The following is a 22,657-nucleotide window of genomic DNA, read 5'->3' on the forward strand; positions in this document are numbered from 1 at the left end:
TTCGCTGCTAGGATTTAGGGCGTGACTGCGTCACTGCTAGGGCGCTACGCTGCTAGGATTTAGGGCGTGACTGCGTCACTGCTAGGGCGCTACGCTGCTAGGATTTAGGGCGTGACTGCGTCACTGCTAGGGCGCTACGCTGCTAGGATTTAGGGCGTGACTGCGTCACTGCTAGGGCGCTACGCTGCTAGGATTTAGGGCGTGACTGCGTCACTACGAGGACGCTAAGCTGCTCGACTACGTCGTTCCGGTGACGCTGTTAAAGCCGGAACCCAGGTGTTGCTTTAAGGCTTAAAGCAAAATCAAAAGAAACACCTAGATCCCTGATAAAAGATCTCAGGGATGACAACCGGGTAGATTTAGACCCTAGAAGGACGCTACGCTGCTCGACTACGTCGTTCCGGTGACGCTGTTAAAGCCGGAACCCAGGTGTTGCTTTAAGGCTTAAAAGCAAAATCAAAAGAAACACCTAGATCCCTGATAAAAGATCTCAGGGATGACAACCGGGTAGATTTAGACCCTAGAAGGACGCTACGCTGCTCGACTACGTCGTTCCGGTGACGCTGTTAAAGCCGGAACCCAGGTGTTGCTTTAAGGCTTAAAAGCAAAATCAAAAGAAACACCTGGATCCCTGATAAAAGATCTCAGGGATGACAACCGGAAAGAATTTAAATTATAGAAGGACGCTGCGCTGCTCGATTACGTCGTTCCGGTAACGCTGTTAAAGCCGGAACCTAGGTGTTGCTTTAAGGCTTAAAGCAAAATCAAAAGAAACACCTAGATCCCTGATAAAAGATCTCAGGGATGACAACCGGGTAGTAACCTAGAACCTAGAAGGACGCTCCGCTGCTCGATTACGTCGTTCCGGTAACGCTGTTAAAGCCGGAACCCAGGTGTTGCTTTAAGGCTTAAAAGCAAAATCAAAAGAAACATCTGGATCCCTGATAAAAGATCTCAGGGATGACAACCGGGTAGATTTAGACCCTAGAAGGACGCTGCGCTGCTCGACTACGTCGTTCCGGTAACGCTGTTAAAGCCGGAACCCAGGTGTTGCTTTAAGGCTTAAAAGCAAAACCAAAAGAAACACCTGGATCCCTGATAAAAGATCTCAGGGATGACAACCGGGTAGTAACCTAGAACCTAGAAGGACGCTCCGCTGCTCGATTACGTCGTTCCGGTAGCGCTGTTAAAGCCGGAACCTAGGTGTTGCTTTAAGGCTTAAAAGCAAAATCAAAAGAAACACCTGGATCCCTGATAAAAGATCTCAGGGATGACAACCGGAAAGAATTTAAATTATAGAAGGGCGCTGCGCTCCTCGATTACGTCGTTCCGGTAACGCTGTTAAAGCCGGAACCCAGGTGTTGCTTTAAGGCTTAAAGCAAAATCAAAAGAAACACCTGGATCCCTGATAAAAGATCTCAGGGATGACAACCGGGTAGATTTAGACCCTAGACCCTAGACCCTAGAAGCTAGAATCTAGAAGGACGAAGTCCGCTCTCTGGCGAGCATGCGAGTTCCTAGAATCTAGCCACTCAGGCGAGCTTGCGAGTTCCTAGAATCTAGATCCTCTGGCGAGCCTGCGAGTTCCTAGGTCTTAGCCCTTCCATTCATAAATTCTAGTTAACTTGACAACCTCATTGCGCTCTATAAGCTTATGGCTATTAACGTATTGTTTTTGGAGTCTGTCATGAAAAAATTGTTTATCGCCGCCGCGGTGTTAGCATTAAGCGCTTGTAGTACCTTAAAATCGAGTTCAGACTTCGACCCATCGGTATCATTTGAGCAATACAAATCTTACGCCTGGGTAGAAAAAAAGAACGACGAAGTTGGCTACCATCTTGACGGCCTTATGGACCAACGCGTTCGTACCGCAATAGAAAACCAATTAAGCCAGAAGGGCATTAGCAAAACAGATAAACAAAATGCTGATTTGCTCGTAAATTACATTACAAAAGTCGATAAAAAAATCAATGTTGATACATTCAACAGCCACTTTGGTTACAACCCATACTATGGACCTCGCTGGGGGCTAGCAGGCTCAATGCAAACAGAAACCATAGTGCGTGAATACGAAGTTGGCACTTTAATGGTTGATTTAGTTGATAACAAAACAGGTAAGTTAGTATGGCGTGGTACCATTGCCGACACGGTAAGAGAACAAAGCACGCCAGAAGAACGCATCGCAACCATTAACCAGGCCATTGGTAGTGTAATGATGAATTACCCACCTAAATCGGGTCAATAACAGCGCAGTACCTACATAACTAAAACCTCGGTAATCTATCGAGGTTTTTTTATATCTAACAATTATAAACCGTCACCAAGCCTATAAAGGCACCATGATTTTTTCTGCCCCTATAAATCAATGTGTTAGCCATATTGAAAAACGGTTCTTTTAATCAGCGAAGCATTAATGTCTTAAACTGGTGTATTTCTAGGCATTTGAAGGCAAAACGCATTCAAAAGAATGATCAAGTTTGCTATTATCTCGTGTCGTGAATGGGACGTCACTTACTCAGACAATTGAGTAAATTTAAACAAGCGAGTAACAATGAAATCTTGGTATCTACTTTATTGCAAACCACGTGAAGAACAGCGTGCCCAGCAAAACTTGGCTTTACAGCAAGTCGAAAGCTATTTACCTATGATAACCCAGCAAAAAACTATCCGTAACAAAAAGCAAATGGTTACGGTACCGCTATTTCCAAGCTACCTTTTTATCTACTTCGACCCAGAATTAACAAGCGTGAGCAAAATCCACAATACCCGTGGCGCTAACCGCATTGTTGGTTGTCGAGAAGATATGACGCCCATAGACGACAGAATTATTTCGGCGCTTAAACGTCGAGTGAGCGGCCACATACCCGAAGTCGAAAAACCGCTAACAAAAGGCGATAAAGTCAAGTTTGTCGACGGCCCATTTAAAGATCTCGAAGCCATTTTCGATGAAAACAATCCAGACAAACGTTGCCACGTGTTGTTTACCATAATGGGGCAGCAAAAAAGAATTTTAGTAGAACTGACAAACCTTAAACCGATAGATAAAACAAATGAAAACTAGTCAGTTCAGTAAGGGACTAGGAGCTCGCAGGCTTGCCATAGGGTCTAGGTTCTAGGAACTCGCAAGCTCGCCTGAGAGCGGACTTCGTCCTTCTAGAACCTGTAAGCGCAGCGTTCCGTTATCCGTAAACGCTTTACGCTTTTATAGTTTCTAGCAGCGAAGCGCCCTAGCAATCTAGACTCTAATCTTAAGAACCTAGAACCTAGCCGAATGATAGACGAATTATAAGATTTTAGCTCGATGATTTGTAAGACATTGTCCATTAAGCTATCTAGGTTTAGTTTGATATTTAAGCAAAATGAGTCAGAAATTGCTCTGAATGTAATCATTTTGTGTTTTTTAAACGATTCTGAAACATTTTTAATAAATGCCTCGGAGATAACTCAAGCATATTGATGTATTTTTGGGTATAATTGCGCGCCGCTTTGAGCCTCTAAAGCGCCAAAGTGATTAAATGTAATCGTAAAAAATTGAATTTTCGCACTGCGAAGGGCAAGTTGGAAGCCGCAATCCATGGGCGGTAGCGTGTCTGAAAATAATTGTCAGGAACAATTATTAACAGCTTCAGCTGGCCCGAAGGGGAAAATACAGGACGTATTTTATAAAGGCAAAAGACAGAATAGTTTCTGTCTTTTAGTGTACGCCGAAGGGCGTCTCGCCCGCCACGCGGATCGGTAGCGTGCCTGAATAGGACGCTTCGCTGCTAGGTACTAGGGCGTGACTTCGTCACTGCTAGGGCGCTACGCTGATAGGTACGAGGACGTTACACTGCTCGACTACGTCGTTCCGGTAGCGCTGTTAAAGCCGGAACCCAGGTGTTGCTTTAAGGCTTAAAAGCAAAATCCAAAGAAACACCTGGATCCCTGATAAAAGATCTCAGGGATGACAACCGGGTAGAATTAGAACCTAGTACCTAGAAGGACGCAGTCCGCTCTCAGGCGAGCTTGCGAGTTCCTAGTACTTGAAACCGTAAGCGAAGCGTTCTGTAATCCGTAATCCGTCAACGCATTTAGAACCTAGAAGGACGAAGTCCGCTCTCTAGCGAGCTTGCGAGTTCCTAGAACCTAGAACCTAGACCCTCTAGCGAGCCTGCGAGCTCCTAGTACCTACTCTCAAAACCTTTTTTAAATAATATTGGAGATACCTGGTGTTGCATAAAACCAAAAACGTGTTAATTGCTGGCTTATCAGCCCTTATTATTTTCAGTACGCAAGTGCAGGCTGTAACGCCGTCGCCGCAAATGATTGAGCAATTCAAGCAACTGCCTAAATCAGAACAAGAGCGTATCGCCAAGCAATACGGTATCGACCCATCAATGCTGTCGACTTCAGCAACTGCAACCAAAATTGAAAACCCGCAAGTTGTAGAGTCGCGCAGCACAGAAAATAATGTTCTTGACCAATCAGAAGATGAGTCATTAACACAGCAAACTAAAACAGCTGCAACAGTAGACGCTATAGAAAGCCAAAAAGAACAACAACTCAAACCATTTGGTTACGACTTGTTTGCAGGTTCTCCAACGACCTTCGCACCAGTATCAGACGTACCCGTCCCAGCTGAATACATGGTAGGCCCTGGAGACACTATTAATGTTCAACTCTACGGTAAAGAAAATAACAATTACCAACTAGTTGTAGGGCGTGATGGCGCTGTCCAGTTTCCTGATTTAGGTCCAATATCGTTAGTTGGCCTTTCTTTTGCTGAGGCAAGAAACTTACTACAAGATAAAATTGCCCAAAGCATGATAGGTATTAATGCTAACATCACCATGGGTGAACTGCGTTCAATTCGCATTTTTGTCGCTGGTGATGCATACAAGCCAGGTTCATATACGGTTTCAAGCTTATCAACTATCACTCAGGCGTTATTTGTGTCTGGTGGTGTAAATCAAATTGGCTCTCTTCGTAACATTCAACTTAAACGCTCAGGCAAAACAGTAGGCACATTAGACTTATACGACTTACTCATGCGCGGCGACGCATCAGGCGACAAACGCTTACAATCTGGCGATGTTGTGTTTATTCCGTCAACTGGTGGTACCGTAAGCGTAATGGGCGAAGTGCGTCGCCCAGCAATATACGAGCTTAAAAGTAACGAAACCATGGCAGATGTAATCAAAATGGCCAGTGGTTTAAATCCAGGTGCTTACCCTAAATCAAGTGTTGTAGAGCGTTACAGCGACAAATCAGTTAAAACCGTTATCAACGTTGATTTAACTGCAAATAGTGGCTTGTCTACACTAGTTAAAAATGGCGACGTGCTAAATGTAAAATCAGCATCAAATAGAATTGATAATGCCGTAACACTCGCAGGCGCGGTAATTAGACCTGGTAAATACCAATGGAAAAACGCACTTAAAGTTGCCGATTTACTGCCTTCAATCTGGGGCAATTTAACCATCACAGCAGATTTAGACTACTCATTACTTGTGCGCGAAATCAATCAGCGTGGCGACATAGAAGTGCACCGCGTGGCGTTGGGTAAAGCCATTACCGATCCATTTTCTCTACACAATGTAGTATTACAACCTCGCGATACACTGTTGGTGTTCGACTACGAAGATAGAGAAAAACTACTCGAGCCAATCATCACTCAGTTAAAAAACCAAAGCCGTTTTGGTGATGCAGCCAAACTTGTTAGCATTAATGGCAATGTGCGCTTTCCTGGTCAATATCCTCTAACCGTTAATGCAGATGTTAAAGAGTTAATTATAGCTGCCGGCGGCCTAGAAGAGGGCGCTTATACCATGGCTGCAGAGCTTACACGCCAGGAAGTATCGCAAACAGACGGCGTAACAATACAGCATCAACAACTTAGCTTAAACGATGTAATGAACAACCCTTCATCAATTGTTGAACTGCAAAGCCGAGACATCTTAACAGTAAGAACCTTACCAGACTGGCAAGAAACCCGTTGGGTAACAGTTAAAGGAGAAGTTAAATTCCCTGGCACTTATTCAATTCAACGTGGTGAAACCTTAAAAGGGGTTATTGCCCGTGCCGGTGGTTATACCGATAACGCGGCTTTAAAAAGTGCAGTATTTTTACGTCAATCGGTTAAAGACAAAGAACGCCTAGAATTAGCCAAACTTTCAGACGAGCTACGCCGCGAAATTGCAGCAAAAGCATTAACCAAAGACACACCAACAGTGGGTTATGCCGACGCACAATTGATGTTAAAAGAGCTTGAAAATGTTGAAGTGGTTGGCCGCTTAGTAGTGGACTTAAACGCCATAGAACTTGGTATAGACGAAGCAAACCTTGACCTAGAAGACGCCGACGCGCTTTATGTACCGTCAAAAAATCAAACCGTATCGGTAATGGGCCAGGTACAACACCCAAGTACTCACCGCTTTAAAGCCGGTCTCACTTTTGACCAATATTTAGGGTTATCTGGTGGCCCTCGTAAACGTGCCGATGAAGACCGCGCCTATATTATTAAAGCCGACGGTTCAGTAGCCATGCCAAACGAGTCTAGCTGGTTTACCAGCAGCACCCAAATGGAGCCAGGCGACACAATAATCGTACCGCTAGATACCGAATACAAAGACAGCCTAACCTTATGGCAGCAAGTCACAACCATCATCTACAACAGCGCCATCGCAGTAGCAGCAGTAGCAACGTTGTAAGAAGGTTCTAGGGGCTCGCAGGCTCGCCAGAGAGCGGGCTTCGTCCTGCTAGGACGCTACGCTGCTAAGATTTTATAGCAGGCCGTAGGCCGCTCTAGCAGCGAAGCGCTCTAGATTCTAGATTCTAGATTCTAGGAACTAGGTACTAGCAGGCTCGCCAGAGGGCGGACTTCGTCCTTCTAGGACGCTACGCTGCTAAGATTTTATAGCAGGCCATAGGCCGCTCTAGCAGCGAAGCGCTCTAGGTACTAGGTACTAGGTACTAGGTACTCGCAGGCTCGCCAGAGGGCGGACTTCGTCCTTCTAGGACGCTACACTGCTAAGATTTTATAGCAGGCCGTAGGCCGCTCTAGCAGCGAAGCGCTCCAGATTCTAGAAACTAGATACTAGAACATAGCCACTCAATTTCAGAAGGAACTGTTATGCGTTTCGAACAGCTGGAAGTATGGAAAAGAGCTTCTAGATTGTCGTGTGATATTTATAAGTTGACTGAGTCAGTGAGTAACTGGGGTTTTAAAGATCAAATTACACGTTCAGGCTTATCTGTTCCCTCAAATATAGCGGAGGGAGAAGAGCGTGAAACCCTAAAAGAAAACATAAGATTTCTATATTACGCAAAAGGTTCTCTAGGTGAGCTTGTTACTCAACTGTATATCGGAGCAGAAATCGAATACATAGATAAAAAAATGGCTATGTCGATGGTAAAAGAAGCTAAAGAGCTAGCCAAAATATTAGGTACTCTTATTAGACAAAAACAAACAAAGTTAAAAGAAGATAGACCCGAATACACAATAGAGTAAGCAAACGAATCGCATATGCTTTTATAGCCGCGAAACGTCATAGAATCTAGGCTTTTGCTTTTGACACAACCAGCAACAAACGAACACATAGCAGATTTCTGCTGGTATCTTTTGACTTTATAGCAGCGTAGCGCTCTAGCCGCGAAGCGTCCTAGAATCTAGCAACTGCTTCCCAGACAAAATAGAATTATGAATAACCAAAATAATCAATTAAACCCAGATGCACAATTTCAACCCTACACCACCCAACCAATGGGAAGCTTGGCGGACGACGAAATCGACCTTCGTGAGTTGTTTTCTGTCATCTGGCAGGGCAAATGGCTAATCATTGCCATTACCTTTGTGTTTGCAGTGGCATCAGTTGCTTTTGCAATTAGCCAACCCAACATATATAAGTCAGAGGCGCTGTTATCACCGGCCGACGCAGAGCAAGGTGGTGGTGGATTAGCAGCACTAGCTGGTCAGTTTGGTGGTCTTGCATCTATGGCGGGTATTAATTTAGGCAGCGGTGGTGGAGTAGATAAAACTCAAATGGCCATCGAGGTGATGAAGTCACGCCAATTCGCCAGTGAGTTTATTCAAAAGCACAATATATTGGCTGATTTAATGGCTGCCGAAAAATGGAATATGGCAGACAACACATTGTCTTACGATGCTGAAATATACGACGTATCGCAAAACAAATGGATACGCGAGGTTGAAGCACCTTTTAAGCCAGAACCGTCAATGCAAGAGGCATTCAAAGTATTCAGTAAAATCATCGCGGTAAATGCAGCAAAAGACACAGGCATGGTAACAGTATCTGTAGAGCATCTTTCTCCATCCGTTGCCCAGCAATGGGTTAATTGGTTAGTGCAAGACATCAACACAGTAATGAAAGAGCGTGACGTTGCAGAGGCCATTAAAAGCACCGAGTTTCTAGAGTCAAAAATTCAACAAACCAACGTTGCTGATATCCGTTCGATTTTATACAAACTAGTCGAAGAGCAAGCTAAAACAATTATGTTTGCAGAAGTACGCGACGAATATGTATTTAAAACAATCGACCCAGCACTAATACCAGAAGAAAAAGCCAAACCTAAACGTGCGCTAATCTGCGTATTAGGCACCATGCTCGGTGGCATGTTAGGTGTCATGTTCGTATTAATTCGTTATTTTGTAAAAAAAGAAGATTAAAAAATTAGCCTATTGGGACTGTTTTAAGAAAAAACGAAAAACCAAGGCTCTATAAGGGATAGCGACAAATCGACTGTCTCAAAATGGATAAAATGTGTCTCAGCTTGAGTTGAAAGGCTGAGATTGGAAAGTGTGATTATTCAATTCACAACGTCTAAATTAAACTTGTTTTTAGACAGGTAATACATCTTGGAAACATAAAAATGAAAATTTTAGTCACAGGTGGAGCTGGTTTCATTGGCTCTGCAGTCGTACGTCATATCATCAATAATACACAAGATAGTGTTATCAATGTCGATAAATTAACTTACGCTGGTAACCTCGAGTCGTTAGCGAGTATTGAGTCAAATGAACGCTATGTGTTCGAACAAGTTGATATTTGTGACCGCGCTGAATTAGACAGAGTTTTCGCACAATGCCAACCCGATGCAGTTATGCATTTAGCAGCAGAGTCACATGTTGATCGTTCTATCACCGGTCCTGCAGATTTTATTCAAACAAATATCGTGGGTACTTACACTCTTCTTGAAGCGACAAGAGCGTATTGGAACACATTGGCTGAAGCTGCTAAGCAAGGATTTCGTTTCCATCATATATCGACCGATGAAGTTTATGGTGATTTACCTCATCCTGATGAACAAGATGGGCAGAGCTCAAATGAAGCGCTGCCATTATTTACTGAAGAAACATCTTATGCACCAAGCAGTCCTTATTCAGCATCTAAAGCATCAAGTGATCACCTAGTCAGATCGTGGTTACGTACGTACGGATTACCAACCGTTGTGACTAACTGCTCTAACAACTATGGTCCCTATCATTTTCCTGAGAAGTTAATCCCGTTAGTGATCCTGAATGCGTTAGAAGGGAAACCACTTCCTATTTACGGTAAAGGTGACCAAATTCGTGATTGGCTCTATGTTGAAGATCATGCTCGTGCACTCTATAAAGTAGTGACGACGGGTATAGTCGGTGAGACTTACAATATTGGTGGTCACAATGAGAAACAAAATATTGAAGTGGTCAAAACCATTTGCAGTATTCTAGATACCCTAGTGCCTAAAGACACGTTATACGCTGAGCAAATCACTTATGTCACAGACCGACCTGGTCATGACCGTCGTTATGCAATTGACTCAAGTAAAATGAGTCATGAGCTTAATTGGCAACCAGAAGAAACATTCGAAACTGGCTTACGTAAAACAGTTGAATGGTATTTAGCTAACCAAACCTGGTGCCAGCATGTACAAGATGGTAGCTACCAACGGGAACGTTTAGGCATCTAGCTTTTTATTTTTTGGCCCTATTTTTTCTAGAACCTAGGGCCTATTTATCTAGGGACTTATTTATATATGAAAGGCATCATTTTAGCCGGTGGTTCTGGTACTCGCTTGTATCCAATTACAAAGGGAATATCTAAACAACTATTGCCTGTTTACGACAAACCAATGATTTACTACCCAATATCTGTACTGATGTTAGCGGGTATACGTGAAATTTTGATAATTACTACTCCAGATGATCAGTCTTCTTTCCATCGTTTGCTCGGAGATGGCGATGATTTTGGTATTAAGCTCGAATATGCTGTCCAGGATAAACCGAATGGGTTGGCAGAAGCTTTTCTTATCGGTGAATCTTTTATTGGGAAGGAAAGTGTATGTCTTGCATTAGGCGATAATATATTTTGGGGGCAGGGTTTTTCTCCAATTCTTAAAAAAGCGGCATCTAGGCAATCAGGAGCAACAGTGTTTGGTTATCAGGTCAAAGATCCCGAGAGGTTTGGTGTTGTTGAATTTGATGAAAACCAAAAAGCGATAAGTATTGAAGAAAAACCTAGCATACCAAAATCAAATTTTGCGGTTACTGGTTTATATTTCTATGATAATCGTGTTGTAGAAATTGCCAAAAATGTTATGCCATCACCAAGAGGCGAATTGGAAATAACAAGTATTAACCAAGCTTACCTAGAACTTGAGGATTTACATGTTGAGTTATTAGGGCGTGGTTTTGCCTGGTTAGATACTGGAACTTATGACAGCCTATTAGAAGCGGCAACATTTGTTGAAACTATAGAAAAACGACAAGGTTTTAAAATTGCTTGTCTAGAGGAAATCGCTTTTCGGCAAAAATGGCTCACTAAAGATGAAGTGTGTGCAACAGCTAAATCATTAAGTAAAAACAGTTATGGTGAATATTTATTCCAGTTAGTTAAGGATTAATGATGAGTTTGATTAATGTAATAGATTTGAAGTCATTAGGTGACGAACGTGGAGAATTAGTTTCAATTGAAGGAAGTGTAGATTTATCATTTGAAATTAAGCGTGTATATTTTTTATATAACACATCGTCTAATTGTGCAAGAGGTTTCCATGCACATAAAAATTTAAAGCAATTGGCTATATGTGTTAGTGGTCAGTGTGATTTTATTCTAGATGACGGAAATAGTAGGGAAACCGTAAAACTATCTTCGCCTACTAAAGGCTTACTCATTGATAATATGATTTGGCGAGAAATGCACAATTTTAGCCATGATTGTGTACTAATGGTACTAGCTAGTGAGTTGTATAATGAGTCCGATTATATTCGGGATTATTCAGGTTTTTTAAATAGCAAGAGTTGTAATAAGGAGACGAAATGAAGAAAATTATGATCGCGGGTGCTGGCGGAGCTCCTTCTGAAGGTGTTATCAACTCATTGCTTAAATCTGGGAATGAAATTATATATGGATTAGGCTCGGAACCAACAGATTTAATTCTTTCCAATGCGGAAAGAAAATTTTTTGTACCTTACGCTGATACAATTGAGTACAAACCTGCGCTTTTGAAAATATTAAATGAACAAAAACCCGATTTACTACATTTTCAAAATGATTTGGAAATATTTCATGCATCATTATTTCGAGATGAGATATTGAAAACCGGGGTCAAATTATTTATGCCAGAACACAATGTTATCGACACTTGTGTACACAAACATAAATCATATGAGGCTTTTAAAAATGCAGGTGTAAAAGTGCCTCGTAATATATTTATAAATAATGAAGAAGATCTAAAACAATCTTTTATCGAACTTGCGGATAACAATGGAAAAATCTGGTTAAGAGCGTCTTCAATTGGTGGCGGAGGTAAAGGTGCTATTCCAACGTCTGACTATGCACTTGCAAAATCTTGGATAGACCACTACAACGGATGGGGGGATTTTGTTGCTGCAGAAATGCTTTGTGCAGATACAATTACATGGTTATCAATTTGGCATAACGGCGAATTAGTTGTTGCTCAAACTCGAGCTCGAAAAGGTTGGACACATGGGAATAGAAGCATTTCTGGTGTAACAGGAGTTACAAAAGTTGGTGTAACCTGTTCAGATGATTTGGTGAGTAAGATTGCAATCGAAACTGTTAAATCAGTAAGTGATAAGCCTCATGGAATATTTGGGGTTGATATGGCTTATGATAAAGGTGGTATACCTAATCCAACAGAAATAAATATTTCTCGATTTTTTACTACTGTTCAATTTTTTACAGAAGCAGGTTTGAATATGCCTGAAATATTCAAAGATATTGCACTTTATAATAAATTTCCAACTCTTAATAAAGTGATTAATCCATTACCTAATGACTTGTTATGGTTGAGAGGAATGGACACTAAACCTAAATTAATGACTGCTGATGAAATTGAAAGTGGAATTATATTTTAATGAAAGTGCTTTTGACTGGTGTAAATGGATTTATTGGTTCGAAGTTGACTAGGAAATTATTAGATAATTTGGGTCCAAACAATATAATAGCTTTAACATCTAAAAAGCATTCCGAAGTCAAAGCAATCCTCTACGATGAATTCTTTGATGTTAGTAGCGAAGATGAACTATTATTTTCTGATGTGGAAATAATAGTTCATGTCGGATCATTTACACCGAAGGATAGAGCGGATTCGAATTTGATCATGAAATGTAGTGAAAACATCATATTTACCAGTAAACTACTGAGCAGAGAGTTTAAGAATCTGAAGAAAATTATTTATTTTAGTACTCTTGATGTTTATGAAAACTATAACTTATATACAGAGAACACTCCGATTAAGCCAATTAGCTTATATGGCGAATCGAAATATTATTGTGAAAAAATGATAGAATGTTTTTGTAAGGAAAGGAATGTTGATTGTAATATTTTACGTGTTGGACATGTGTATGGTCCTGGGGAAGAAGCTTATAAAAAATTCCTACCCATTGCGATACAAAAGATTCTATTAGGGCAAGAAGTTGAACTCTGGGGGGATGGGGGGGATTTGCGAAGTTTTATTTATATTGATGATGTTGTTACTGCTTGCATTAATTCAATGGCTAAACCTAAACTCCCTAAAGTAATTAATGTTGTTAGTGGTTTTTCTATATCAATGAAGGAACTGTTGTTTAAAATAGGTAAGCTTAGCAATCGTGATGTTAAGATAAAAAGTATTGAAACTTCAAATGCGAAAAATGACATTGTTTTTGATAATAGGTTATTAAAAAAATATTTGCTCCCTACTGAAACTGACTTTGATATAGGTTTATTAAAAGAAGTTGAATACTTTAAGAGAAAGCTATGAATATAATATTTGATTTTGATGGAACCATTCTGAACTCAAAACGACGATTGTATGAACTTTTTCAGCAACTGTTTATTCGTTCAGACTTAAGTTTCGAAGAATACTGGTATTTTAAGCAAGCAGGTATTTCAAATCAGGAAATTTTAAGCAGAGAATTTGGTTTGTCTGTATTAAAACAAGCTGAATTTACTAAGAATTGGATGGCGTTGATAGAAACAGAAAAGTTTTTAGATTTTGATTTATTATTCTCAGATGCTAAAAAGGCACTCACTGAACTAGCTAGTGAATATAGTTTACATCTTTGCACCGCAAGGCAAAATGAAAAGGCAGTTAGTCTTCAGTTAGAAAAGTTCGGGATTATTAAACTTTTTGATAATGTATTAGTAACTAAGCAGCAAATGAGTAAGAAAGAACTTATTGAGCAGAATATAATAGATATAGATAGAAACGATTGGCTTGTTGGTGATACAGGTGAGGATATTAAAGTTGGAAAGTCCCTTGGAATACGTACTTGTGTTGTCACATGTGGTTTCTTGTCTAGAGAATTATTAGAGTTATATCAACCTGAATTGATTATTAACTCTGTAGGTGATTTTTCCTCTTTTTTGAAATAAAAGTCAGTTGGCTAGGCTTACTTTGGGGGTTAGATGTATGATATTAAATTCAATTTTTTTTCCTTTAAAACAAATGATTATGCTTTGTCTAAACACAAAGGTTACTGTTAGTGGACAACTGAAAATTTTAGGTGGAATACCTTACTTTAAAATACCTAAGAACGGTGAGGTTATTTTTGGTGATAATGTCGTTTTGAACTCAGACTTTAAAAAATCAAACACCGCACTAACTTTTCGCTGTAAATTTATAACTGGTTATAATGGTAAAATAATTGTTGGTAAGAATACCATGTTTAATGGTGTATGCGTGGTTTCTTATGATGAAGTAATAATCGGGGACAATTGTCAGATTGCTTCATCAACTATGATTGCAGATACTAATTTTCATCCGGTGGAACCTTTTCAACGAGAATTACAAGTAAGTGGAAAACCTTTCTCACTTGAAAGTGTTAAACATGAAAAAATCTTTATTGGAAATAATGTTTGGATAGGATGGAATTGTACCATTTTAAAAGGTGTAGAAATTGGGGAAAATTCTATTGTAGCAGCAGGAAGTGTCGTTACGTCAGGTAAGTACCCTTCCAATTGTATAATTGCAGGCAATCCAAGTAAAGTTGTCAAATTAATATAAAGTAGATAATTATGATTAAATTTTTAGATCTAAAAGCGGTTAATGCTCAATATGAACAAGAGTTGAAAGATGCATGTTCTAGGGTTATTGATTCTGGTTGGTTTATTATGGGTAGCGAACTTTCAAACTTTGAAACAGAATTTGCTGATTTCTGCGGAGTCAAGCATGCTATAGGAGTTGCTAACGGCTTAGATGCATTAATATTATCTATTCGTGCATGGAAGGCGTTAGGAAAGTTAAATGCTGGAGATGAAGTTATTGTTCAGGCAAATACTTACATTGCATCAATTTTAGCGATAACTGATAATGATTTAATACCTGTTTTTGTTGAACCAAACCCCGTAACTTATAATCTGGATGCTGTAACAGTACGTCAAGCCATTTCTTCAAAGACTAAATTAATCCTCCCTGTACACCTTTATGGCCAAATTTCTCCAATGCCTGAATTAATGAATCTTGCAGAAGAGTTTGAACTTTTGGTACTTGAAGATTGTGCTCAATCTCATGGGGCTGAGCTAAATGGTAAACGTGCCGGGAGTTGGGGGAATGCTGCTGGATTTAGCTTTTATCCTGGTAAAAATCTGGGTGCAATTGGGGATGCAGGCGCAATTACTACTGATGACGACATTTTTGCAGAAACAGTTAAAGCCCTTAGAAATTATGGTTCACATAAAAGATATGAAAATATCTACAGAGGTGTGAATAGTCGACTAGATGAGATTCAAGCCGCAATGTTAAGGGTTAAATTAAATTTTTTACCAAAAGAAACCTTAAGACGTCAAGAAATTGCATCAAAGTATATGGCGAATATAAAAAATTCATTAATATGCCTTCCAACGCGCTCAATAGAGTTGTCACATGTTTGGCATTTGTTTGTAATTCGTTGCGTTAAAAGAGATGAGTTGCAGGAGTTTCTAAATGCTGAAGGAATACAAACTATAATACATTATCCAATTCCTCCACATAAACAGAAGGCATATTCAGAGTTCAATGTATTAAATTTGCCTTTAACAGAAACTTTACATCGCGAAGTACTATCAATTCCGTTGGACCCAACAATGACTGAAATTAGTGTCGATACTGTAATAGAAGCACTAAATAGGTTTACAATTTGAAAAGGTTGCTGAAAGTAACAGCTATGACAAGTATGCTAACTTTGCTTAGAATGGTTATGGGTTTTGTCATCGCAAAGTTTATTGCTGTATATACTGGACCATCAGGTCTAGCTATGCTTGGCCAAATTCAGAGCATGGTTGTGAGTCTTAATGGATTGATCAATGCTCCTGCTGGTAGTGGGGTTGTTAGATATACATCAGAAAATTATAGAGACGGTTACCAAGCTTGCGCACCTTGGTGGCGTGCGTCTATACAATGGATTTTGATAGTTTCTGCTATTGTGATCCCTATAGGGTTTGTTTTTTCTGAATATTTATCTAATCAATTATTCCAAGATCCTTCTTTTAATTGGCTGATTGTAATAACTGTATGCCTATTACCTTTGGCAGCATTAGGGACAATATGTAATTCAGTTATTAATGGTCAGCAGCAGTACCGTCGTTATGTATCTCTTGGAATGGTATCTGTAGTTGTTTCTAGTTGCTTAATGGTTTTGCTTATTATTACGGCAAATATAGAAGGAGCATTATTTGCTACAGCTATTCAGTCTGGTTTGATAGGTTTGATCATGCTGTTGTTAAATTTTAAGCAGCCATGGTTTAAGTTTCAATATTGGTGGGGGAAAACAGACCTAATAACTCGTAAATCTATCGGTGGTTACATGTTAATGGCTATAACGAGCGCATTGACAGTGCCGGTTTCTTTGATTTTAGTAAGAAATATGGTGATTGATCAACTTGGATGGGAAGCTGCTGGTTATTGGCAAGCTGTGTGGAGAATCTCTGATGTTTATATTACTGTTATTACGATGGCGTTAAGTACATATTATCTGCCAAAACTATCTTCTTTAGTCGGTGTGGAATGTATTCTTAAAGAAGTGCGTAAAACTGTCAGTGTTATAATCCCGATAGTGATTGTTTTATCTTTAATTGTTTATTTTTTACGTGACTTCGCGATAGCTATTTTATTCACAGAAGAGTTCAGCGCAGCTCGTGATTTATTCGCCATACAACTAACTGCTAATGTAATAAAAATAACTGGTTGGCTATATGCGTATCCAATGTTATCGAGGGGCGCAACTAAATGGTATATTTCATCGGAGATTTTTTTCTCAATATCAATAGTTCTACTTAGTTACTTGTTCATCACTGGTTTTGGACTAAAAGGTATTGTTTTTGCCTCTTTGTTAAATAATTCAATATATCTTTTTTTTGTGATGTCTAATATTAGGACATTTTCTAGATAATAAAATTGATTAATTAGGGAAATTGGCTAATGTCATCATTTATTTATACGTGTGTATATCAATTATGTTTTTCTTTTTAGAAAACTGAACAATTGGTCGAAAATAGGCCTATGCAATTCTAATATTTATAATTTAAGAGTCTAAATGAAGATTTTAATTTATGGCGAATTTAGTGGTTACGGGAATTCTCTTGCAAGCGGTTTTAAGGAACTAGGTCACACTGTTAAGGTTTTTTCACCTACAGGTGATGGGTGGAAAAACATTCAATCAGATTATACTTTGAAAGGTCTATCACGTTTTAAAAGAATTAATGCACTTTTAAAATTAATACCAAATTTCTTAAGTTTTGATAAAGTGTTTATATTGAACCCAAGCTTTTTTAGTTTTGGTTTGCTCGGGCCTGTTTTATTATGTTTATTTTTTTTAAAAAAAATTGATGTCAGCTTACTTTGCTGCGGTGATGATGTAGAGTATATTAGGGCTGGTGAGTCTGGGCTGATTAACAAATACATATATTCAGATCATTGTTATCCAAAAGAAAAGTATTTCAAATCTGTTGAGGAACGTTTCGTTAATTGGTTATGTGCTTCAGTTGTAAAACGAATTATACCAACTATGTATGATTATGAATTAGCTTGGCTTAATAGTAAATTTCATGAAAAAGTCACAAAAGTAGTTCCTTTAGCGTGCTCAGGTAAAGTTGTTGAACAACCCAAAAAATTAAATTATGAAGAAATTATTATCATGCATGGTATAAATCGACCAAATGTAAAAGGAAGTGAGTATATTATTGATGCTATGAACAGGATAACTGCTGAGTTCGAAAATGTTAAAGTGTTTTATCCAGAGAAAATGCCATTGGTTGAGTATTTGTCATTATTTGATAGAGTAGATATTTCTGTTGATCAGTGTAAATGCCATAGTTATGGTATGAACGCTATTTATTCTATGCTTCATGGACATGTAGTTCTAGCACCAGCTGATTATAACCACGAAAACTCATTTAATATTACTAACACACCGATTGTTTCTATTTCAGCTAATAGTCAGAGTATATATGACAGCCTAAAAAAATTGATAAGCTCAAATGATTTAGACGACTTGAAATTGAAAACTGTCGCTTATGCAGTTAAATATCACACTCCGAGGACAGTCTGTAAAGAATTGTTATCTTTATAATATATACAATAGATGAGGTTCTTTATGAGTGCGAATCTAGCAGTGTCATTATCAGTTTTTTTTTCTTTAACGTTTTTTTTTATTTTTCACATTATACTTAAATCAAGGAATTTGCCACTAATGGGATTTGGCGCCCATCCTTTAGGTCTGTTTATTTTTCTGCAAATTTGTTTGTTCTCATTACCAGGCGTTTTGTTAATTTCTTTTTTTAATTTTGAATCTTGGAGATACAATAACATCAATCAAGATTTAAAGTTTGAAGCAGGACTTTGGTATTTTTATTCAATTATAGTTATATTTTATATACTATCAATTATGGTTTTGGTGACTAAATTAAAATCATTTAATGATTTAAAGTATCAATTTTTAGTGTCAGAATCTGATTTTGCAAAACTGTCAAATGTTTTAATATTAGTATCTTTTTTATATGTTTTATTTCTCTTTGTTTTAAATGACTCATTACCCATCGCTGTTCTTTTTCGTGACGGATTGGTCAGTGGTTATCTAGCAAGAGTTGAGTATCAGAACAATATGGAATCGTTCAGAATTCCATATGTTTCTGATTTAATGGACCAAGTCGTACAGTATCAGTTTCTATTTATAATAGTAGGAGCAAAGCTATTAAATATTAAGATTTCAAAATCGAAATTATTTTTTTCTTTTCTATTAGTTTTTCTGTTACTAGCTATCGATTTGCAAAAATCTCCTATTATTATATATTCCTTGCTCGTTATTTATGTTTTTCATTCTTTTTCGGGTAATTTTCGCAAGTTATTTTTATTAAGCTTAATGATTATTCCGTTTGTAGTTTTAATATACCTAGTTACGACAGAAATTCCTATAGACTACATATTAACCTCTATTTCAGATCGGTTGTTTTTAGGTCAAAACCAAGGCTTTTACCATATTTTAAATTCAATATCTCCAATGGATAAGTATATGTGGCAAGGTTTTCCATTCTCATCATTTTTTAATCTAGAACAGTATAGAGCTGATATAGATATTTTGCCAAAAATATATGACAAATCAGAATATATGAGTATGGTTAATGCTAATAGTTTCTTTCTTGGTCAGGCTTGGTCAATGTATGGTTATTTAGGCCTTCTAATATCTCCTTGGATTGTAGGTTTTTTAATTTCTCTTTACGTGAAATTTTTTGATTTTTTAATTAGCAAAAACATATATCTTTTTTTACCCATGAGTTTCTTACTAATTCCTACATTAAAAATAAATCAGTCATTTACTTATTTTTTGTTCCCAAAGCATATTATTTTTAATTTTTTGTTCTTATCCACTTTCATTATTTTATTATGTTTCATTTTTAAATTTAAGGTTGTCAAGTTTGAAAATATCAATTTTAAGCGGTAAATTGTCAGGTGGTGGTGCTGAGCGAGTTGCTTGCGTTTTAGCAAATAAATTGTCAGAAACTACATCTGTCAGTATCTATAGAGGCGATTCCAGTGAGCGAACTTCTTTTCACATATCTGAATCCATTAACTTGTCAGATTTGCATTTTAATTATAATACAAATAGTTTTTTTGATAAAGCAGTTGAATTTTTAAAGCGCCTTAAAGTGGTTAGGGAAAAAATTAATGTTGATAATTCAGATTTTGTCCTTGGAATTAAAGAAGATAGCTCTATAAGAGCAGCTTTGGCATGTATTGGTAAAAATACTAGGGTAATTGCGTGTGAGCATAATAATTATTATGCGATGAAAAATATATTTAAAAGATTATTTAGGAACTTCGTTTATTATTTTTTGACACATCGTATAGTTCTTCTAACTGATGACGACATTAAAAATTATCCTAGATACCTTTTTAATAAAATATCTGTAATCTCTAACCCATTAGGAATTAATGGATATGAAATTTCTAGAAGTGAGAGAAAAGGCAATGTAAGGCTTCTTTCCGTTGGTAGATTGACTGACCAAAAGGGTTATTATCGGATGATTGACTTAATTTCAGATCTTATATCTAGTAATGTAGAGACATTTCATTTGACTATTGTTGGTGATGGGGCACTTCGGCTTGATATTGAAAAGTATATTTCAGAAAAGCAGTTAACTAACTATATAACAATTTTTCCGTATACGAATGATATATCTACTTTCTATTGTGAAAGTGATATTCTAGTTATGACATCCCTTTGGGAAGGATTGCCAATGGTTTTAGGTGAAGCGATGAGTTTTGGTGTTGTACCGATAGCATATGATTGTCCTACAGGACCATCAGTTTTTATAAATAATAAAATCAATGGTTTTTTAGTGCCTGATTCAGATAATAAAAAATTTTTACAGCGTCTTATAGAATTAATTGAGATGGTAAATAATGAAAGAATTGAATCATTTTCTTTAAATGCTAGAGAAAGTAGTCAGCGCTTTTCTGTAGAGAATATAATAAATAAATGGAACGAAATCTTACTCAATTAATAATGTACGGATTGTAATTTTTCAGTGATTGAGTTTTATATTTTTTAATTAGATTATATTTTGATAATATCTAAGGTCTGTATGTATTATTTTAGAATGCTCTTGCGATGGACAAATATGTTTCTTGGAAGGAGTCAATTTCATCAAGAACAATCTGTTGGTTTATTTTTAGAAAATGATGTGTATTTTGGGTACCCATCTAATTTAATCGACAAAACAAATTGGGATGGTTATGTTGATCAAAATGGAATTATTAAAAATAAATTAACCAGTGGGGATTTAATATATTTTCCTATAGCAATTGCCCAAAAAGCCCTTGGCCATTATGATAAATTCATTAGGGATGGACTTGAGGATGACAAGTGTCATGTTATTAATTACGCAGATTTTTTAATTAAACTAATGACGGATAAGGGACTTGTTTCAAACTGGCATCTTCAGAATAGAGCTGTACTCAATAACTATTCCGCAATGGCGCAAGGTGAAGTTATTTCAGTTTTATGTAGAGCTTTTATTTTGACAAGTAATGAAAAGTATTTATCCTCCGCAACTTTAGCTAGTCAATGTTTATTATCTGAGTCTGACTTGAAACTTTTAGTAACGATTGATAGCTTTTCTTTGTTATCCGAAATGCCTAATGATGAAGGGAATGTTATTTTGAATGGTTGCTTTTTCTCTTTGTGGGGCTTAATCGATCTCAATCGAGTTAATCCTAGTAAAGTTTTAACTGATAAAGTGGACTACTATATTTTCTCTTTAAAAAAATCTATTGAAAAATTCGATATAGGTTATTGGAGTCTTTATGATTTAAATGGTGCTTTAGCTAGTCCATTTTACCATAGGCTCCATATAAACCAATTGAAAGCAATGAGTTTAATAACTGGCGATAGTTATTTTTTGAATGTTGCTAATAAATGGTCTAAGTACGAGAAAAATAAATTTTATTATTTTAAGGCTCTTTCTATAAAAAGCATTCAAAAATTGAAGTCAAAACGGTATAATGAATTTATATGAATATTATGAATATTATGAAAAAAAAAGTATTAGTTATTGGTCCTTTGTCTAGTGGACACATACAAAATTGGCTAGGTCATTATGAGGAGAATAATGTTAGGATTATTACTTGTCATAAGTTTCTTGGGGATTGTAATTACGACTTCAGATGCTCTTTCTTCATTAATCAATTCATTAGCTTTTTGCTTTTCCCTTTTTATTTGCTTTATCAATTCTTGTTTTTTAGACCAAATATAGTTCACGTACACTTTCTTTCTTCTTATGGCCTATTGTGTTGTTTTCTTCCAGTTAAGAAAATAATATCTATTTGGGGCACTGATTTTAATGGCCGAATGTCCAAAAATAGATTTTTAAATAGGCTTTATTGTTTTGTTTTAAAACGATATGACATTATTAATGCTCCTTCCACTTTTATCACAGATAAGTTAGTGTCTTATGGTTTTGAATCAAAATCCATTTTAACTCTTCAATATGGAGTTGACATTGACTTTTTGTCCTCTTTTATATCTGAAATCAAACATGATGAAATAATATTTTCATCCATTAGGAATTGGGATAGTCTTTATCAAATTGAAGAGCTTATTAAGGTTTGGGAGGATATTGCACTACCAAATTATAAGCTTAGAATATTTGGTAAAAGTAATAATCCTAAAATAATAAAAAAAATTTCTCAATTAGTTGAAAATTCCAGTGCTAATATAGAGTTAGTTGGTTTTTTAAAAGGAAGTCAATTCTACAAACTGTTGTCAGAATCAAGAGCATTTATATCAATTCCAATAATGGATGGAATCCCATTGTCTGTACTCGAGTGTATGGCTCTAAAGTTAGTGCCCATTTTAAGCGATATTCCTGCTAATCATGAGATAGCGTGTACTCTTCATAATGTATTTTTAGATACTCCTTTAAATGCACAGCAATTAAAAGATTTAATTCTTAAAATTGTTTTAGAGTCTGATCTTGATAATGTTATCAATGTTAATCATGATTATGTATGTAAGAATGCAGACATAAGGGTTAACAGACGTAAAATGTTCCAATGTTATAATGATTTAATTAAAAAGGTTTGAGGTATTTATATTGTTTTTTATATTGATATATCATTAAGAAATTGGAATGCAACTTTAATTATAAAATTTCGTTATTTATCAATTGAACCATTATTTTCAATCAATTAGTATGTT

19 protein-coding genes are annotated in these 22,657 nt (G+C 37.2%); all 19 read left to right on the top strand.

The window, feature by feature from the left end; translation table 11 throughout:
- The first annotated feature begins 1,687 nt into the window (after window positions 1–1,687).
- Window positions 1,688–2,245 carry a DUF4136 domain-containing protein gene (locus tag IEW93_RS10810; protein ID WP_188739339.1) on the top strand — a complete coding sequence of 186 codons (558 nt, stop codon included), beginning with the start codon at window positions 1,688–1,690 and terminating at the stop codon, window positions 2,243–2,245.
- Window positions 2,246–2,551: 306 nt separating this feature from the next.
- Window positions 2,552–3,061: a transcription/translation regulatory transformer protein RfaH gene (gene rfaH / locus IEW93_RS10815; protein ID WP_188739340.1), complete on the top strand. Its 510-nt coding sequence runs from the start codon at window positions 2,552–2,554 to the stop codon at window positions 3,059–3,061.
- Window positions 3,062–4,208: 1,147 nt separating this feature from the next.
- Window positions 4,209–6,689, top strand: coding sequence for an SLBB domain-containing protein (locus IEW93_RS10820; protein WP_188739341.1), 2,481 nt, complete (start codon window positions 4,209–4,211; stop codon window positions 6,687–6,689).
- 422 nt (window positions 6,690–7,111) lie between these two features.
- Entirely contained in the window at window positions 7,112–7,489 is a 378-nt protein-coding gene (locus tag IEW93_RS10825) for a four helix bundle protein (RefSeq protein ID WP_188739342.1), read from the top strand.
- Window positions 7,490–7,678: 189 nt separating this feature from the next.
- Window positions 7,679–8,665, top strand: a complete 987-nt coding sequence (locus IEW93_RS10830; RefSeq protein WP_188739343.1) for a Wzz/FepE/Etk N-terminal domain-containing protein — start codon at window positions 7,679–7,681, stop codon at window positions 8,663–8,665.
- 203 nt (window positions 8,666–8,868) lie between these two features.
- Entirely contained in the window at window positions 8,869–9,948 is a 1,080-nt protein-coding gene (gene rfbB / locus IEW93_RS10835; protein ID WP_188739344.1) for a dTDP-glucose 4,6-dehydratase, read from the top strand.
- Window positions 9,949–10,014: 66 nt separating this feature from the next.
- Entirely contained in the window at window positions 10,015–10,881 is an 867-nt protein-coding gene (gene rfbA / locus IEW93_RS10840) for a glucose-1-phosphate thymidylyltransferase RfbA (protein WP_188739345.1), read from the top strand.
- Window positions 10,881–11,300: a sugar 3,4-ketoisomerase gene (locus IEW93_RS10845; protein ID WP_308419215.1), complete on the top strand. Its 420-nt coding sequence runs from the start codon at window positions 10,881–10,883 to the stop codon at window positions 11,298–11,300. Before rfbA ends, IEW93_RS10845 begins: the two co-directional genes overlap by 1 nt.
- Window positions 11,297–12,358, top strand: a complete 1,062-nt coding sequence (locus IEW93_RS10850; RefSeq protein ID WP_188739346.1) for an ATP-grasp domain-containing protein — start codon at window positions 11,297–11,299, stop codon at window positions 12,356–12,358. The genes IEW93_RS10845 and IEW93_RS10850 overlap by 4 nt, the downstream gene beginning before the upstream one ends.
- Window positions 12,358–13,245 carry an NAD-dependent epimerase/dehydratase family protein gene (locus IEW93_RS10855; protein WP_188739347.1) on the top strand — a complete coding sequence of 296 codons (888 nt, stop codon included), beginning with the start codon at window positions 12,358–12,360 and terminating at the stop codon, window positions 13,243–13,245. The genes IEW93_RS10850 and IEW93_RS10855 overlap by 1 nt, the downstream gene beginning before the upstream one ends.
- Window positions 13,242–13,859: an HAD family hydrolase gene (locus IEW93_RS10860; RefSeq protein WP_188739348.1), complete on the top strand. Its 618-nt coding sequence runs from the start codon at window positions 13,242–13,244 to the stop codon at window positions 13,857–13,859. Before IEW93_RS10855 ends, IEW93_RS10860 begins: the two co-directional genes overlap by 4 nt.
- 37 nt (window positions 13,860–13,896) lie before the next feature.
- Window positions 13,897–14,490, top strand: a complete 594-nt coding sequence (locus IEW93_RS10865) for an acyltransferase (RefSeq protein ID WP_229706670.1) — start codon at window positions 13,897–13,899, stop codon at window positions 14,488–14,490.
- An 11-nt stretch (window positions 14,491–14,501) separates the two neighbouring features.
- Window positions 14,502–15,605, top strand: coding sequence for a DegT/DnrJ/EryC1/StrS family aminotransferase (locus IEW93_RS10870; protein WP_188739349.1), 1,104 nt, complete (start codon window positions 14,502–14,504; stop codon window positions 15,603–15,605).
- A gap of 23 nt (window positions 15,606–15,628) precedes the next feature.
- Window positions 15,629–16,852: an O-antigen translocase gene (locus IEW93_RS10875; RefSeq protein WP_283104448.1), complete on the top strand. Its 1,224-nt coding sequence runs from the start codon at window positions 15,629–15,631 to the stop codon at window positions 16,850–16,852.
- A gap of 144 nt (window positions 16,853–16,996) precedes the next feature.
- Window positions 16,997–18,031, top strand: a complete 1,035-nt coding sequence (locus tag IEW93_RS10880) for a hypothetical protein (protein ID WP_188739351.1) — start codon at window positions 16,997–16,999, stop codon at window positions 18,029–18,031.
- 120 nt (window positions 18,032–18,151) lie between these two features.
- Window positions 18,152–19,399 (top strand): hypothetical protein, encoded by a 1,248-nt coding sequence (locus tag IEW93_RS10885; protein ID WP_188739352.1) that lies wholly within the window; start codon window positions 18,152–18,154, stop codon window positions 19,397–19,399.
- Window positions 19,374–20,462: a glycosyltransferase family 4 protein gene (locus IEW93_RS10890; protein WP_188739353.1), complete on the top strand. Its 1,089-nt coding sequence runs from the start codon at window positions 19,374–19,376 to the stop codon at window positions 20,460–20,462. The genes IEW93_RS10885 and IEW93_RS10890 overlap by 26 nt, the downstream gene beginning before the upstream one ends.
- A 117-nt stretch (window positions 20,463–20,579) precedes the next feature.
- A complete protein-coding gene (locus IEW93_RS10895) occupies window positions 20,580–21,476 on the top strand; it encodes a D-glucuronyl C5-epimerase family protein (RefSeq protein WP_188739354.1) in 897 nt (298 codons plus the stop codon).
- Complete coding sequence (locus IEW93_RS10900) at window positions 21,473–22,543, top strand: glycosyltransferase (protein WP_188739355.1); 1,071 nt, start codon at window positions 21,473–21,475, stop codon at window positions 22,541–22,543. Before IEW93_RS10895 ends, IEW93_RS10900 begins: the two co-directional genes overlap by 4 nt.
- Window positions 22,544–22,657 lie beyond the last annotated feature (114 nt).

It is taken from the genome of Shewanella inventionis (assembly GCF_014641855.1).
In the GTDB taxonomy this organism is placed as follows: domain Bacteria; phylum Pseudomonadota; class Gammaproteobacteria; order Enterobacterales; family Shewanellaceae; genus Shewanella; species Shewanella inventionis.

Excerpts from the sequence above, each read along its gene's own strand:
- rfaH (WP_188739340.1), top strand. The coding sequence starts at position 2,552 with ATGAAATCTTGGTATCTACTTTATTGCAAACCACGTGAAGAACAGCGT.
- IEW93_RS10900 (WP_188739355.1), top strand. The coding sequence starts at position 21,473 with ATGAATATTATGAATATTATGAAAAAAAAAGTATTAGTTATTGGTCCT.
- IEW93_RS10885 (WP_188739352.1), top strand. The coding sequence starts at position 18,152 with ATGGGATTTGGCGCCCATCCTTTAGGTCTGTTTATTTTTCTGCAAATT.
- IEW93_RS10870 (WP_188739349.1), top strand. The coding sequence starts at position 14,502 with ATGATTAAATTTTTAGATCTAAAAGCGGTTAATGCTCAATATGAACAA.
- IEW93_RS10810 (WP_188739339.1), top strand. The coding sequence starts at position 1,688 with ATGAAAAAATTGTTTATCGCCGCCGCGGTGTTAGCATTAAGCGCTTGT.
- IEW93_RS10865 (WP_229706670.1), top strand. The coding sequence starts at position 13,897 with ATGATATTAAATTCAATTTTTTTTCCTTTAAAACAAATGATTATGCTT.
- IEW93_RS10860 (WP_188739348.1), top strand. The coding sequence starts at position 13,242 with ATGAATATAATATTTGATTTTGATGGAACCATTCTGAACTCAAAACGA.
- rfbA (WP_188739345.1), top strand. The coding sequence starts at position 10,015 with ATGAAAGGCATCATTTTAGCCGGTGGTTCTGGTACTCGCTTGTATCCA.
- IEW93_RS10855 (WP_188739347.1), top strand. The coding sequence starts at position 12,358 with ATGAAAGTGCTTTTGACTGGTGTAAATGGATTTATTGGTTCGAAGTTG.
- IEW93_RS10880 (WP_188739351.1), top strand. The coding sequence starts at position 16,997 with ATGAAGATTTTAATTTATGGCGAATTTAGTGGTTACGGGAATTCTCTT.
- IEW93_RS10875 (WP_283104448.1), top strand. The coding sequence starts at position 15,629 with ATGACAAGTATGCTAACTTTGCTTAGAATGGTTATGGGTTTTGTCATC.
- IEW93_RS10845 (WP_308419215.1), top strand. The coding sequence starts at position 10,881 with ATGATGAGTTTGATTAATGTAATAGATTTGAAGTCATTAGGTGACGAA.
- IEW93_RS10825 (WP_188739342.1), top strand. The coding sequence starts at position 7,112 with ATGCGTTTCGAACAGCTGGAAGTATGGAAAAGAGCTTCTAGATTGTCG.
- IEW93_RS10895 (WP_188739354.1), top strand. The coding sequence starts at position 20,580 with ATGTTTCTTGGAAGGAGTCAATTTCATCAAGAACAATCTGTTGGTTTA.
- IEW93_RS10850 (WP_188739346.1), top strand. The coding sequence starts at position 11,297 with ATGAAGAAAATTATGATCGCGGGTGCTGGCGGAGCTCCTTCTGAAGGT.
- IEW93_RS10830 (WP_188739343.1), top strand. The coding sequence starts at position 7,679 with ATGAATAACCAAAATAATCAATTAAACCCAGATGCACAATTTCAACCC.
- rfbB (WP_188739344.1), top strand. The coding sequence starts at position 8,869 with ATGAAAATTTTAGTCACAGGTGGAGCTGGTTTCATTGGCTCTGCAGTC.